This is a genomic window from Bradyrhizobium sp. SRL28 (assembly GCF_018596315.1).
Lineage (GTDB): Bacteria > Pseudomonadota > Alphaproteobacteria > Rhizobiales > Xanthobacteraceae > Bradyrhizobium.
Window position 1 is genome coordinate 127841 of the sequence record NZ_JAHEAG010000009.1, and the last position, 13263, is coordinate 141103.

Annotated in this window: 8 protein-coding genes; 5 read left to right on the plus strand and 3 right to left on the minus strand. The window is 59.7% G+C overall.

The window, feature by feature from the left end; all coding sequences use genetic code 11:
* Positions 1-249 precede the first annotated feature (249 nt).
* Positions 250-657, plus strand: coding sequence for a hypothetical protein (locus KIP88_RS20360; protein WP_214489725.1), 408 nt, complete (start codon positions 250-252; stop codon positions 655-657).
* Between the two features lie 459 nt (positions 658-1116).
* Here the strand turns inward: KIP88_RS20360 and KIP88_RS20370 are convergent, their stop codons facing one another.
* Positions 1117-1287 carry a hypothetical protein gene (locus tag KIP88_RS20370; RefSeq protein ID WP_214489726.1) on the minus strand — a complete coding sequence of 57 codons (171 nt, stop codon included), beginning with the start codon at positions 1285-1287 and terminating at the stop codon, positions 1117-1119.
* 1176 nt (positions 1288-2463) lie between these two features.
* Here KIP88_RS20370 and KIP88_RS20375 point away from each other — a divergent pair.
* The 4 genes from KIP88_RS20375 (at position 2464) to KIP88_RS20390 (ending at position 7990) form a co-directional block, all read left to right on the plus strand.
* Positions 2464-4089: an ABC transporter substrate-binding protein gene (locus KIP88_RS20375; protein ID WP_214489727.1), complete on the plus strand. Its 1626-nt coding sequence runs from the start codon at positions 2464-2466 to the stop codon at positions 4087-4089.
* Between the two features lie 63 nt (positions 4090-4152).
* Complete coding sequence (locus tag KIP88_RS20380) at positions 4153-5184, plus strand: ABC transporter permease (protein WP_214489728.1); 1032 nt, start codon at positions 4153-4155, stop codon at positions 5182-5184.
* Positions 5181-7007, plus strand: coding sequence for an ABC transporter permease subunit (locus tag KIP88_RS20385; protein WP_214489729.1), 1827 nt, complete (start codon positions 5181-5183; stop codon positions 7005-7007). Before KIP88_RS20380 ends, KIP88_RS20385 begins: the two co-directional genes overlap by 4 nt.
* Positions 7004-7990, plus strand: coding sequence for an ABC transporter ATP-binding protein (locus tag KIP88_RS20390; protein WP_214489730.1), 987 nt, complete (start codon positions 7004-7006; stop codon positions 7988-7990). The genes KIP88_RS20385 and KIP88_RS20390 overlap by 4 nt, the downstream gene beginning before the upstream one ends.
* A 685-nt stretch (positions 7991-8675) precedes the next feature.
* Here KIP88_RS20390 and KIP88_RS20395 read toward each other — a convergent pair.
* Together KIP88_RS20395 and mprF are read right to left on the minus strand one after the other, a co-directional pair.
* On the minus strand, positions 8676-10109 hold the full coding sequence (locus tag KIP88_RS20395; RefSeq protein WP_214489731.1) for a virulence factor family protein: 1434 nt from the start codon (positions 10107-10109) through the stop codon (positions 8676-8678).
* Positions 10110-10119: 10 nt separating this feature from the next.
* Positions 10120-12891, minus strand: coding sequence for a bifunctional lysylphosphatidylglycerol flippase/synthetase MprF (gene mprF, locus KIP88_RS20400; protein ID WP_214489732.1), 2772 nt, complete (start codon positions 12889-12891; stop codon positions 10120-10122).
* Between the last annotated feature and the right edge of the window lie 372 nt (positions 12892-13263).

Below are 13263 nucleotides of genomic sequence, written 5' to 3' on the forward strand. Positions count from 1 at the left end.
GCTTTGTTGTGCGCGAATGCCGTTCCGCAGGCGATTGACCCTGTAACGCGCGTTTCAAGCCGAGTTGAGTTTATTGAATCGGAATTTAATGGGACGGGCGCGCGGTCTTCCTACATCCAATACAAGGTATCCGCATCGGATGCTGCAAGCAGATAGCTCGCGGTCCAGACAGCACGCTCGCCTCACGAAGCGCGATCAATTCGTCTTGTCCCACGCGGCCTGCAATCGATCCATACAGGAGAAACGAAAATGATTTCATTGAAAGCTCTTGCAGCGTCCGTGCTGCTGGCCGCGACCGCAGCGACGCCGGCATTCGCGCAAGCTCCTCTGGGTGTGGGCAGCAGCGACCACGCCCTGTACATGAAAAATCTGCGCGACTCCGGGTATAATCCGGAGAACGACTACAATCCGAACGGGACCATGAGGGCCGCCATCCAGGAGCCGGGCGCTTTCGCGTTCTATTATCCCAATCTGGACGTTCTGAATGGAGGCGCGCCCACGCCTGCTGCCAAGGCTTCTCCCGACTGGCCAGCGTTGAAGGGCGCGTGTGCGTCGGCCGGCGGCGGCGTCTCTTACTGCGGCGACCGCTACGACTCATATGCTTCTGCGCCCGACGCATTCCCGCATCATCGTGCCCGCCGCCATCACCGGTCGTGACTCGACCGCGCGGTACAGCGCCGTGCGCGGCCCCACGGCCGCGTGGCGCTGTTGCGCAAGGCGGACCTCATCAGGAAGCGATGGCGATCTCTCTCTCTCCGATCTCGACTGCTCCCTCCAGATGACCAGGACGGCAATGAAGAGCCCTCCGTGACGGCGGTGCTCACGGACAGGCGAGCATGTTGCGTCCGGAGATGATCCCCAACCGCCGTTTCTGCGGCGCTTGAGAAAGGTCATCAAGTCCCAAGCGAAGCCGGTCTACCTTTACTTGAGGCTGGACGACTCCACACCCCTACGGCACTGTGACGATGTTCGGTGCCTGTCCTCCCCCCAACCCTCGGCGCGGAACGAGCCCTCTGATCGTCCCAATTGGCGGGCAATCAAGCGCAATGAACGTTGCCTGCCGAGCTCTCTGGAAATCTCCTCCCGTTCAGTAAGGCTGAGCGCCTTCCTGGCTCGTCACCGAACTGGCGGACGAATGCCGCCGCTTGGCGAGATGACCGAAAAGACCGAAGAGAATTCCCGGTCAAATCGGCGTCCGATTGAACTCATCGGCTCGCCAGCCTGCCAGCGATCCCAGATTTCGGATCGCTGAGCCGCCGAGTAATAAATGCGACGTCGCTGCTTCATGGCCCACACTCCATCTTCGCTGGAGGATTAGTGTGTTGCGCTGACCAGTCGAGCCCGCCGCCGATAGCGGACATTCCTGGTCGGGGCCGCTAAAAGTTAGAGGGGCTGTTACTCTTGCTTGATCAAGTTCGGTGGGGGGCTTCCCCCCTTGGGGTGGGGTCAGCGTGCGACACCAGCGCACACTGACACGCTGCGACGAGCAAACACCGCTAAGCAAATTGCAGCGCAAGTTATTGCGCTCGCCCTTTGGTTTTTAGAACTGTACTAAAATGACGGAGTACGAAGCTTTGGAGAAATGTCGTCTCCAACCGCAAATTGCCGTCTCTTCGACAATCTCTAGTACGGTCGGTCACTCAGAAGGTCTCAGTTTGTTGGAGATTTTGGGTGCTGGTCGACCGAGCCCGACAGCAAACTGCCCAGGTCAATGGCGGTCAGAAGGATTCGAACCCTGAGCAAACTGCAGCGCAAGTTATTGCGCTCGCCCCCTTGGTTTTCAGGACTGTACTAAAATGACGAAGTACGAAGCTTTGGAGAAAAATGTCGTCTCCAGCCACAAATTGCCGTCTCTTGGGCAATCTCTAGGACGGTCCGTCACCCAGAAGGTCTCAGTTTGTTTGGGATTTTGGGGCTGGTCGACCGAGCTCGCAGCAGACTGCCCTGGTCGATGGCGGAGCGAGAGGATTCGAACTCGCGGTATGGTTCAACCAACTGCTTCCTCGCGGCAAGTTTGGTAATCAATGTAGACTTGCAGCGCAGACTCGATTAGAACGAACTAAGAACATTGCATTCCTAGGCCAAGATGAAAATGTAGACTTTGCCTGGACCCGAACGGGTCGCTCATTGTCGACCTCCTCCCCGAATTGAAAACTCATAATCGGCCCGCAGCCGGTTCCGGACCTTCCACCGCAAGACGCTCAGAATTAGTTCCCGCTGGTCTTCCGGCGCTCCATCTACCTATTCGCGCGTCCGAACACTCCGATGATCTGCAATGGTTCGACGCGGCGACGCTCGACAAGGCCGTTGAGATGAAAGTAAGCTTCTACGCAGCGCACGTCAAAGGATGGGCTTAGGCAGACGGATTGGGGAAGGTCGATAAGGGATAAATTTGCGGACAGGCTGCCTACGATCGGCCCCCTAAGTCTCAGAAGATTATTTTGAGGCAACAGGGAAGAAATGATGCGGAAACATCCCGTGATCTGGGCAGTGGGTGGCGGGTGCGGAATGTTGGCCTTGGTCAGCGGCGGGTGTCTGGCCCAAACCAAAGACACCATCATCATCGCAGTACCGGGAACACCACAAGGCGTGGATGTTGACCGCCAATCGGGTCCCCAAACGTGGACGATGGCGGCACAGGTTATTGAACCGGGCGCAGAATGGAAACCAACCACCTATCCGTATGCGCCGACCACAGGGGCAGATCCGACCAAGATTCCAGGGTTCACCTATCCAGACTTCCGGGCGCAGCAAATGGTTCCGGGCATTGTTGAGAACTGCGATTTGAGTGCGGACAGCAAGACCGCCGTTTATCATCTGCGCAAAGGGGTGAAATCGGCGGTGGGGAATGAATTCACGGCCAAGGACGTGCTGTGGAGGGTTGAGCGCGCGCATGAACTCAAGGCGATTGGGACGTTTATGCAGAATGCTGCGAACGCGCCCGACCCAAAACAGTGGCAGGAAATCGACGACCACACTGTGCGGATCAGTTCCGACAAGCCGATGCCGCTAATTTGCAAGATTCTCACCAACCTCTACTGGTATTGGTACGACAGCACGGAAGCGAAGAAGCATTCGACGCCTGACGACCCGTGGGCTACCAAATGGGCTTCGACGAGCCTTGTTGCCTTTGGACCCTATGTGATCCGCAGCTGGGAAGCGGGCAATCGCGTGGTCATGGATGCCAACCCGAACTATTGGCAGGGTCCACCGAAGATCAAGCGCATCATCTATCAGGTCGTTCCGGAATCGGCGAGCCGGCTGGCACTTCTCAAGGAGGGCAAGGTTGATCTGATCGAAGGCGTTTCGCCCGACGAGGCGGTCAGCCTTGCAGCGGCATCCAACGTGCGCGTGGCCGCGGTTCGCGGCAACCAGTCGATCTATCTGGTGATGAACAACAATAAGGCGCCGTTTGACAAGGTGCAGGTTCGCCAAGCCATCAATCATCTGCTCGCGCGCGACCAGATCGTCAAAGATATCTATCGCGGGCTGGCCGTCACCTGGGAAGGCGTAATGCCCAGCGTCTATCCCGGCTATGTGGAATTCAACAATTACACATATGATGTGGCTAAAGCCAAGCGCCTGCTTGCCGAGGCAGGCTATGCCAAGGGCTTCCGGACCACACTGACCTACAGCGCCGGCGATCCGGTGCAAGAGAACATAGCCGTGCTTTTGAAGTCGACGCTATCTCAGGTCGGTATAAACATCGATCTGCGCAAGCAGCCCGTATCGGCTCATTCTGACTTGGTTCAGTCAAAGAAAGCCGATTTTGCACTCTGGATCGATTACCCGATCCAGCCGGACCCCAACTACTCGCTCAGACTGCTTTATCTGACAGGCAATGCTGTCAATTACCAAAATTACAGCGACAAGGAGGTCGACCGCCTGCTCGAAGAAGGCGCCTCGATCGTCGATTCTGCCCAGCGCAACTCCTTCCACCGCCCCGCCGAAGAACGCATCCACGAAGCAGCAACACTGGGTTGGATCGCAGAACCGTCGTATGTCAACGCTATGAGCGCCAATCTCTCGGGCTGGAAGTGGTTCACCACCCAGCACTATAAAGTCAACGAAATGTCCTTCGCCAAGTAAGACGCTGCATCGTATCCGGGCAAGCGCCTGAGGCAGGACGGGTCAAAGTGCAGGTTTAGAATCATGCGGACCCTCAAGTACATCGGCCGACGCCTGTTGGTTCTGGTCCCGCAACTGTTCCTGATCTCGATCGTTACGTTCACTCTCGTGCGCATGCTGCCGGGCGATCCTGCCCGCCTAGAATTGGGCCCTCTTGCCCCAGAGGAGGGAGTAGAGCTGCTTCGCCACCAGCTCCGCCTCGACGAGCCACTGCCGCAGCAATACATCGCCTACCTCCAGCGTCTTCTTCAGGGTGACTTGGGCAGGTCCTGGGTCAATTCAAGTTCGGTTGCTCAAGATCTTCTCGTCCGCGCGCCAGCGACGCTTGAGCTCATCACTGCCGGAATGCTCATCGTGCTGGTGATTATGGTGCCGATCGCCGTTCTCTCGGCGAGTCCATCCCGCGGTTGGCTGGCGCGCGCGACGCGGCGCATCAGTTTCGGCTACGGCGTGCTCGCTGGAGCTTTGCCAGATTTCTGGCTCGGCCTAGTCCTCATCTTCGTCTTCTTCAGCGTGCTGGGGTGGGCGCCTGGTCCGGAGGGCAGGCTCGCCATCCTCGATCTTCCGCCCGCGCGGGTTACGGGCTTTTACGTCGTAGATGCACTGCTCGCGGGGAATTTCGACACCTTTGAGTCCGCTTTGTCCCATCTCGCACTGCCGGCCGTCACGCTTGCTTTCGTCTATGGCGGCCCGATCTTTAAGATGGTGAGAGCGAGCATGGAAGCGGCGCTTCGCAGCGACTACACGATCTATGCCGAGGCCCTGGGCCTGCCGCGACGCACGGTCCTGCTATGGGCGATGCGCAATGCGGCGCCGCCGGCAGTTGTTGTCACGGGCGTTGTTGCCGGATACCTGCTCGGCGGCGCAGTTCTGATCGAAACAGTTTTCAATCTAAACGGGATCGGCCGGTATGCTGTGCAGTCGATCACGACTGCAGACTATGCACCGATACAGGGCTTCGTGCTGGTCGCTGCGGTCTTCACGATGATGGTGAATCTGATTGTCGACCTCCTCCAGTTCATGATCGATCCGCGTGTCTCGGCGAGGGCCTCTTGAGCGCGCGTAAGGTTGATGAGGACAGGCGCCGGCAGCATTCGTCTGCAAGCGTAACAAGGCATTCGGCGCACCGCAGCGTTATCGGATTGTGGTCGCGCCTCAGCCGCTTCGACCGGGCGGTTTTGGTCGTCTTTGTTCTTATTTTGATTATAGCAGCCATCGGCCCGTTTGTTGCGCCCTACCCGCCGACGGTTGCTGATCCACTGCAGCGGCTGGTGTCTCCGAATGGCGCGCATCTTTTCGGGACAGACGAAAACGGCATCGATGTCCTGTCCCGGCTCATCGCAGCTCCTCGCACTGACGTACTCATTGCCGTCATTGCCACCACCCTCTCGGTTGCGATCGGCGCGCCGCTTGGCGTTGTCGCTGGCTATTTCGAGGGAGCAGATCGGCGAGCGATGCGATGGATATCGGAGGGGACACTGCGTCTTCTCGACGTCATTCAGGCGTTCCCGGTCTTCATTTTGGCTATGGTGCTTGTGGCGATTCACGGCACCGGACCGGTTAACGTGGTTTTCGCAGTCGCTTTCGTTAATTTTCCGGTGTTCCTGCGTCTGGTGCGATCTGAAATACTTTCCCTGCGCGAGCATCTTTATGCCGAGGCTGCGGTGGCTCTCGGCAATTCCGAACTCGGCGTCGGTTTCAAGCATCTGCTTCCGAACGCTTGGCCAACAGTCCTGGTTCAGGTGTCGGTAACGATAGGCTTTGCCGTGCTATTGACCGCCGGACTGAGTTTCGTAGGTGCCGGCGTTAGCCCGCCTACGCCTGAACTCGGAGCGATGATCGCGAGCGGCGCCAAGTTCATGATCACCGGACAGTGGTGGGTGGCGATGTTTCCGGGGCTCTTGTTGGGCCTAATCGTCTTCACATTTGCCGCCATGGGCGACATTGTAGGCAAGCTGATGGAGCCGGGGCAAAGAGCCATGCCCTTGCGTCGTCTCTTATCGAACGCCCGCATCGCGCCCGCGGCGCAGGCCGAACACGCCGCCCCTTTCGCACAGGCCGCGATACTCTCGGTCCGTGGGCTCGCTATCGAGGCCTCTGGTCGCCCTCCCATCCTCGACGGTGTGAGCTTTGATCTCATGCCCGGCGAGATTCTCGGCGTAGTCGGCCTCCCCGGTTCCGGTAAGTCCATCCTCGTTCGCGCCATCCTTAGGCTGCTCGGCCACGGTCTGCAGCGGCGTGCGGGCCATGTCTTTTTCCGCGGCAAGGATCTGGCCGAACTCGATGAAAAGGCACTGCGCGCCATTCGCGGCTGCGAGATCCTGCCTCTGCTCCCCAACGCCAAGAGCCAGCTCAATCCGCTGGTGCGAGTTGGCGATCTCATGGTGGCGCATATTCGAGCCCACAATCGGTGTTCCCGCCGTCAAGCACATGCGCGCGCCGCGAGGATGTTGGGCGCGATCGGGATCGGCGACGTGGAGCACTGGCTCGCGGCGTATCCGCACGAGTTGAGCGGCGGCATGGCGCAGCGCGTCTGCCTTGCTATCGCACTGGTGCATCGGCCGCCGCTAATCATCGCCGACGAGCCGACGGCTGGCCTCGATGTGACCGTGCAACGACAGGTGCTCGACCTGATGATGGAGCTTTGTCACCAAAGTGGCGCCGCCCAGGTCCTGGCGACTCGCGAACTCGGAATCGTCGCCCATTATTGCCACCGCGTTGCGGTTCTGGATGAAGGTCTGATAGTCGAAATGGGGTCCGTTCGAGATGTGCTGTTGGCCCCTCGCCACGCCGTTACTCGTAGACTGATTGCGGCTGCCGACTTGCGCGCCGTCAGCGCTGCCGCGACAACCAACACATCCTCGAAGATCGTCCCATGACAGATCCCCTGGTAGCAGTCGAAGGGCTGGTCAAGCGCTTCTATCTCAAGGGCCAAAACTATGTCGGTGCTATCAATGGGATCAGCTTTGAGATCGGACGAGGAGAGACTCTCGGGCTCGTCGGGGAAAGCGGATCGGGCAAGACGACGGTCGGCCGGTGTCTGCTCCGCCTGGTTGAGCCAACGAGCGGGCGTATTCGCTTCGAGGGCTCCGACATCACGCGACTCACGAAACGGGAACTCAAGCCGTTGCGGTCGCGCTTGCAGATGGTGTTCCAAGATCCTTTCGCCTCCTTGAACCCGCGCCGGACGGTGCGGCAGACCGTCGAGGAGCCGCTCGCCCTGCAGCGCGATGCACCGGCCCACGCCTGGCTCGGCATGATAACCGAGATGCTGAAGCGAGTGGGTCTCGGGCCGCAATACCTGGATCGTTTTCCGATCGAATTGACGGCAAGCGAACAGCAACGAGTTGGTATTGCGCGGGCGCTGATCACCAGCCCGAAGCTTGTCGTACTTGACGAACCGACCTCGACCCTCGACCCCACCGTCCGTGAGGAAATCTTGGGTCTGCTGCGCTCGCTTCAAATCAGCATGTCGGTGGCGTACCTGTTCATTTCGCACGACATCATGGCGGTGGAACGTATGAGCCACCGCGTTGCAGTCATGTATCTCGGCCACATCGTGGAGCAAGCTCCGACGGCGGCCATAATGGCAGACCCGCGCCACCCGTACACGCGCGCCCTGATGTCAGCCGTCTTGTCGCCTGACCCGACCCGTCGGTTGCAGCGCAGTCTGGTCGTCGGTGAGATTCCGAGCGCGATAAATCCCCGCCGGGAATGCCCGTTCTACAGCCGCTGTCCGATCAGGTTGGATCGCTGCCTCGACGATATACCGCCAATGGCTGCGGTTGGTCCTGAACACGGCGCAGCCTGTTTACGTTGGCGCGACACGTCCGAAGTGATCGCCGAGGTCGCTCCAGAATAGTCGGATTGAACCCTTCTAATGGAGTGCGGCGCCTCTATCCGGCCCGTCGATTTTTCATACCCCGATTTGGACCGGCCCGGACTCGTCCGGTGGAACAAGTTGGCCTTCCAACCAGCGGAGGCCGGATGCCGCCCCGTTCAACGTTGGCATGATTGAAATCCAATCCTCGGGCATTCGAATCGGCAAAATCTCGATGCCGCTAGCTTCGGGATCGAGCGAAGCCCGAATCCAGAGGTGGGCGCCACCGCATACCCATGTCGACATGCAGATCGGTACCGCTTCCGCCTTGGACATGTTTGTAGGCCCAGAGTGTTCGAGCCCTAGTACGGTCAGTCCCCCAGAAGGTCTCAGTTTGTTGGGAATTTTGGGGCTGGTCGACCGAGCTCGAGAGCAGACTGCCCAGGTCGATGGCGGAGAGAGAGAGAGAGAGAGAGAGAGAGAGAGAGAGAGAGAGAGAGAGAAACGGTATTCCAACATTCTCTCGCAGAACTTGTAATGCGTTCGCGCCAGTTCCTCTCTGATCGCTTCACGAAGTACCTGGGCTCGAATGAATTCGCGTCAGTTTTCTGAGCAGTCCAAACATGAACCGCCCGCGAACCTCAAGTGTCGCAAAATGCATTGTCAAGCGGCGCGGATTGCCAAGCCAGGGATGGCGCACTTTACCTACGAGCCGTTGCAGAGCGTCTTAGCCACAGCAATGCCGATGAGCGTCATGTCCCGACCCAGTCAGGCGCTCGAGGATTCTGGCCGCGAGCGCGTCGTACTTGCCGTCGAAGTGATGACCGCCCGGCCTTTCGATCAGCTCGGCACCTTTCATCTCGGGAGCAGTGCAAGAGGTTTCCCGGTCGGCAACCTCATCGCTACCGTAGAAGCATTGTGTCTTCGCAAGGGGGAGGCCGTCCAGCGCAGGCGCGATCGGCCGATCTTTCGCAGAGGCGCCTCCGAGGAATCCTCCGATGGTGATCTCGAAATCGGCCGTGGTGCTGAGCCCGAGGAGGGACATCAATACCACTCGGTCCCTGACTAAATTGTTGAGGTTGGGCCAGACAAACGGCAGGACGTCGGCACCGAACGAGTAACCGACCAAAGCATAGCGGGTGGTCCCAAACTCCCGACCATAGTGCGCAAGGATTGCCTCAACGTCGGCGGCGATCTGCTTGGGATCCCGCTCAGACCAGAAATATCGCAGCGAGTCGATGCCGACCACGGCAACGCCACGACCGGCAAGCCATTCGCCGATCGATTTATCGATGTCGCGCCAGCCTCCGTCGCCCGAGAGGATCACCGCCAGTGCGCGCGCCTCCCCCTTCGGGCGGATCACGGAAACCGGAAGATCGTCGACGCCATGCGAGCCGCGTGAGCCGATCTCGAGCGCCGCCGCTACGAAGGCTGCCTCCCGCTCGTCGGATGAAGCGACGACGACTTGGGCATCGTCGAACGGATGCTGAAAAGCATCGATACGTTCCTGCTCTATTGGTGAGGCAATGACGCGCCACGCGCCTGGAAGCGGTGTTACATTGTCGAATTGATAGATTCCGTCGCCGATGGCTGTCATGTTCGGACCGGGGCAATAGGGCCGATCGGCACGCAGTCGCGTGTCGAAGCCCAGGCTTACGGCCCCCGCCAATGTATTGTCGGGCGCCTGCGCGAGCGCAATGAATGCAAACGGCGCCCCCTCCCCGATCCCCGCGACGACCGGGAATATATACGCTTTGAGACCGAGCTTGCGCTGGACTGCTTGAGCGGCGTCCTTAAGATTGTCGGAGACATAGTGGCACGAGTCCTCGTGCGGCGCGGCCGCAAGCCGGGCACGAACTTCTTTCAAGTCGATCGTGACGGCGACGGCACCGGCATTGACGAGCGCCTCGGTATACGCGTTGCGCTCAACCGCGTCATCAGGACCCGCGGCGACGAATACGAGCGCCTTAGGTGGGCCGCCCGGGCTTTCGACCTGGAGAGACCCGAATGCTTCGCTCTCCACTGTCGCATGAACGGGCTTAGGAGAGAAGGCGAACGGCAGAACGGCTGGGCGCCAGCTTGGATTCCCGACCAATATCGCTGCGCAGAGCGCACCAAGAAGTACGAGCGGTGTGACGGCCGCCATAACGATTCTGGACATGGCGATGTTCCTACTTCCAAACTGTTTTTGCTGTGCCGCGGGAGATCAGCGAGGTCACGTCAAGAAGAACCTGCGGCATAGCCCAGCTGCCCGGGTACGCCAGGTAACGCGGTTCCCAGACCGGTCTGAACTTCTCCTTGTATGCCTTTAGGCCAGCGAAGCCATAAGCGCGCTCGCCATGGCGCAGCACGAAACCAGCGATCTTTCCCCAATTCGGCGCCAAACGGTGTTCAGACAGGCCCGAGAGTGGGGCCATACCGAGATTGAACCAACGATACCCGCGTTTCTTTCCCTCAAGCATGAGATTAATGAACAGGACGTCCATCACGCCATGTGCGGAGGGACGATGCCGCATCAAATCCACGGTGATCTCGCCACCCGGCTGGCCGTACCAGATCGTGGCGAATCCGACGATCTCGCCCGCTTGCCGGACTACAGCGTGGTCGAACCGCGAAACATATGCATCGGACCAGAACCCGATGGAGAAGCCTTTCTCGCCAACGCTCTTATTTGTAAGCCACGCGTCCGAAACCGCCTTGAGATCTGGCAGATAGGGTCCGAGCTCGGCGGCCGGGATGATTGAAAAGTCGAGATCTTCGCGTTTGGCCCGACTAAGTGTTTGCCTCCACGCGCGGCCCGCACCCCCCTCGACCGTGAAGCTCGAGAGGTCGACCTTGGCCTCCTCGCCAAGCTTCACCAGCGAAAGTCCAGCGTCGAGACAGAGTGGCAGAAGTCGGGGGCTCGTCTGATAGAACACGGGCCTGCCGGCATGGGCGTCGACCACCTCGATGAACCGCCACAGGAGATCGCGGGTTCTATCGGGGTTGCCGACCGGATCCCCCAAGGCAATCCAGCTCTTGCCTCGGACGCCGTACATGAGGAAGGCGTCGCCGGCATCGTGCGTGAGAAACTCCTTGTCTCCCAGGTATGCCAAACTGGACTCGGCGCGGTCGGAGCTGGCGATGACGGGTGCAAGTGCCTCAGAATTCACGAGATTGGCCTTGCGGCGCTGCGGCCGGTGGCTAACCAGCTTGTGTAGAGCGATCGCTGTCATCACGACGACGGCGGCCACGCTGGCGCGCAGAAAGCGCGAGGCATCGCCCTTCCAAGCGAAGCTCCACCAGAGCTCGTTGCTGTAATCCACGTTTGTGTAAGCCAGGAAGCCGAGCCAGATCGAACCCACCACCACGATCGCAATGGCCGCCAGCCAACCCGGCGAAAGCGGCTCCGCGAGAATGCCCCCCTTTCGGTAAAAGCTCGTACGATGCATCAGGAGCAGACTGAGCGCGGCCCCGAGCACGAGGGCCTCTTCCCAATCAAAGCCCTTGGCGAGCGACAGGACAATGCCCGCGGCAAGGACAGTTACAGCCGCAATCCAAGCGCTATCCAACCTGCGCTTGAGCCCCCAGGCGATGATCAGCAGTAACACGCCGGCGGCGCTCCCGGTCAGATGCGACAGTTCTACAAAAGGGAGTGGTACGAGATGCTTCAGGGCGTGGATTCGCGTCCCTTCGCTCGGCGTGGCTCCCGAAACCAGTAGAACGATCCCACCGGCGAAGGTGAGCGCTGCGAGAATGGAAGGCGCGAGAGACCGGGCGAAAAGCCGTGCACGCCACATCCAGCTTGCGAGACGCGAGCCAGGACGCTGAAGTTCGCGCCCGCAGAGCAACGCAATGGCAAGGACAAAGGGGGTCAGAAAATAGGTAACGCGCCAGAGGACCAGGGCTGACAGGACCTGGACCTGCGGCGTGTTCGGAAGCGTGACGAGCATCGCGGCCTCGAAGGCCCCGAGGCCCGCGGGGGCATGGGTCAGGACGGCTCCGATGATTGCGCACGCGAAAAGCGCGGAGAATGAGAGGAAGCGAACCCCGGAATCTGCCGGAAGGAGTATCCACAGCGCGGCTGCGGCAGCCGACACATCAAGAAACCCGAGCCCGATCTGAATGAGCGTGGAGCGTCCGCCGGGAAGGCGGACCTGCGCGATTCCCCGGCCAATGGAACGGTTGCCTTGCCCGGACCACAGCACAAATCCGGCAAGCAGCGCGAGCAGAGCCGCACCCGTGACGACGTGGACCGCGACGGGAAGGCGATCCAACGTGGCTACCGGGTCAGCTTCAAGCAAGAGACCCGCGCCAATAGCAAGCACCAAGCCCAACCAAAGGGTCAGGCCGGTGATGGCCGCGAGTTTGCCGATGTCGGCAAGCGTCAAGCCCGCCGGGCTATACACGCGCCAACGCACAGCATTTGCGGTCACGATAGGAAGGCCTAGCGTGTGTCCGATCGCATAGCTCGTGAAAGCACCAAGCGCGAGCGTTCGAAATGGGACAGGCTTGGCTGGAGCGGACGCTCGCGCTGCGTGGACCTCATATCCTATCAGGGTGAGATAGCTCACTGCCGAGAAGAAGTATGAAAGAGCAATGTGCGTCCATGGCGTTTGCGCCATCGCCTGTCTAACCGCAGCCGGATCGACCCCCTGCAGCAAGCCCAACAGTAACGCTGCGAGCCCAACGATTCCCGCGATGACGAGAACGGCAGGCGTCCATGGGTGATGGAACAGACCCCCCACTTTGTGTGCAAGGATCGCGATCCAGCTGCGCATTTGAGTCCCGCTACTTGACCGAGAGACATGCTGGAGCGGGTGGTCCGCGCCAGTACGACTGGCATCGCGCAAAGGCACATCGACAACAAACTGGTTCATTTTCCGTTCGGGATTGCGAGCAATTCGCTCAGTATCGCCTTGGCGTAAAATCGCTTCATCCATCTGCCGCCAAATAACGCCCATGAGATTCTCAACGGTCCTGAAATTGCCGAGCGAAACCAGGTGAGCCGAAGTCCCGGTATGTGTGCGGCAGCCAGCGGCTTACCACGCAGTTGGCTCTCGATCTGTTGCACCAAATGCGCGCCCTCCTGGTGCGCGGAGAACATAAAGCAGAAACATCGGCATTAGGCGTGAGGCCGATGTAGGTTACCGACCCGCCGATACCATTAAATTGAATTTTAAGGAGTCAGAGGCCCAGCAAACGCCGGTGCACTCGCATTGAACAACGTGTTGCTTCCAAGTAAGCGCGCCGCCGGTCGACTTTCCCGCTCGTGAAGTTGCGGTCACGCATGCTCGAGATCGCGCCGCTCTCCTTTGATCACGTAAGCATGGACC

Coding starts and splice junctions, on each gene's coding strand:
- KIP88_RS20360 (WP_214489725.1), top strand. CDS start 250: ATGATTTCATTGAAAGCTCTTGCAGCGTCCGTGCTGCTGGCCGCGACC.
- KIP88_RS20370 (WP_214489726.1), bottom strand. CDS start 1,287: ATGAAGCAGCGACGTCGCATTTATTACTCGGCGGCTCAGCGATCCGAA.
- KIP88_RS20375 (WP_214489727.1), top strand. CDS start 2,464: ATGCGGAAACATCCCGTGATCTGGGCAGTGGGTGGCGGGTGCGGAATG.
- KIP88_RS20380 (WP_214489728.1), top strand. CDS start 4,153: ATGCGGACCCTCAAGTACATCGGCCGACGCCTGTTGGTTCTGGTCCCG.
- KIP88_RS20390 (WP_214489730.1), top strand. CDS start 7,004: ATGACAGATCCCCTGGTAGCAGTCGAAGGGCTGGTCAAGCGCTTCTAT.
- KIP88_RS20395 (WP_214489731.1), bottom strand. CDS start 10,109: ATGTCCAGAATCGTTATGGCGGCCGTCACACCGCTCGTACTTCTTGGT.
- mprF (WP_214489732.1), bottom strand. CDS start 12,891: ATGGGCGTTATTTGGCGGCAGATGGATGAAGCGATTTTACGCCAAGGC.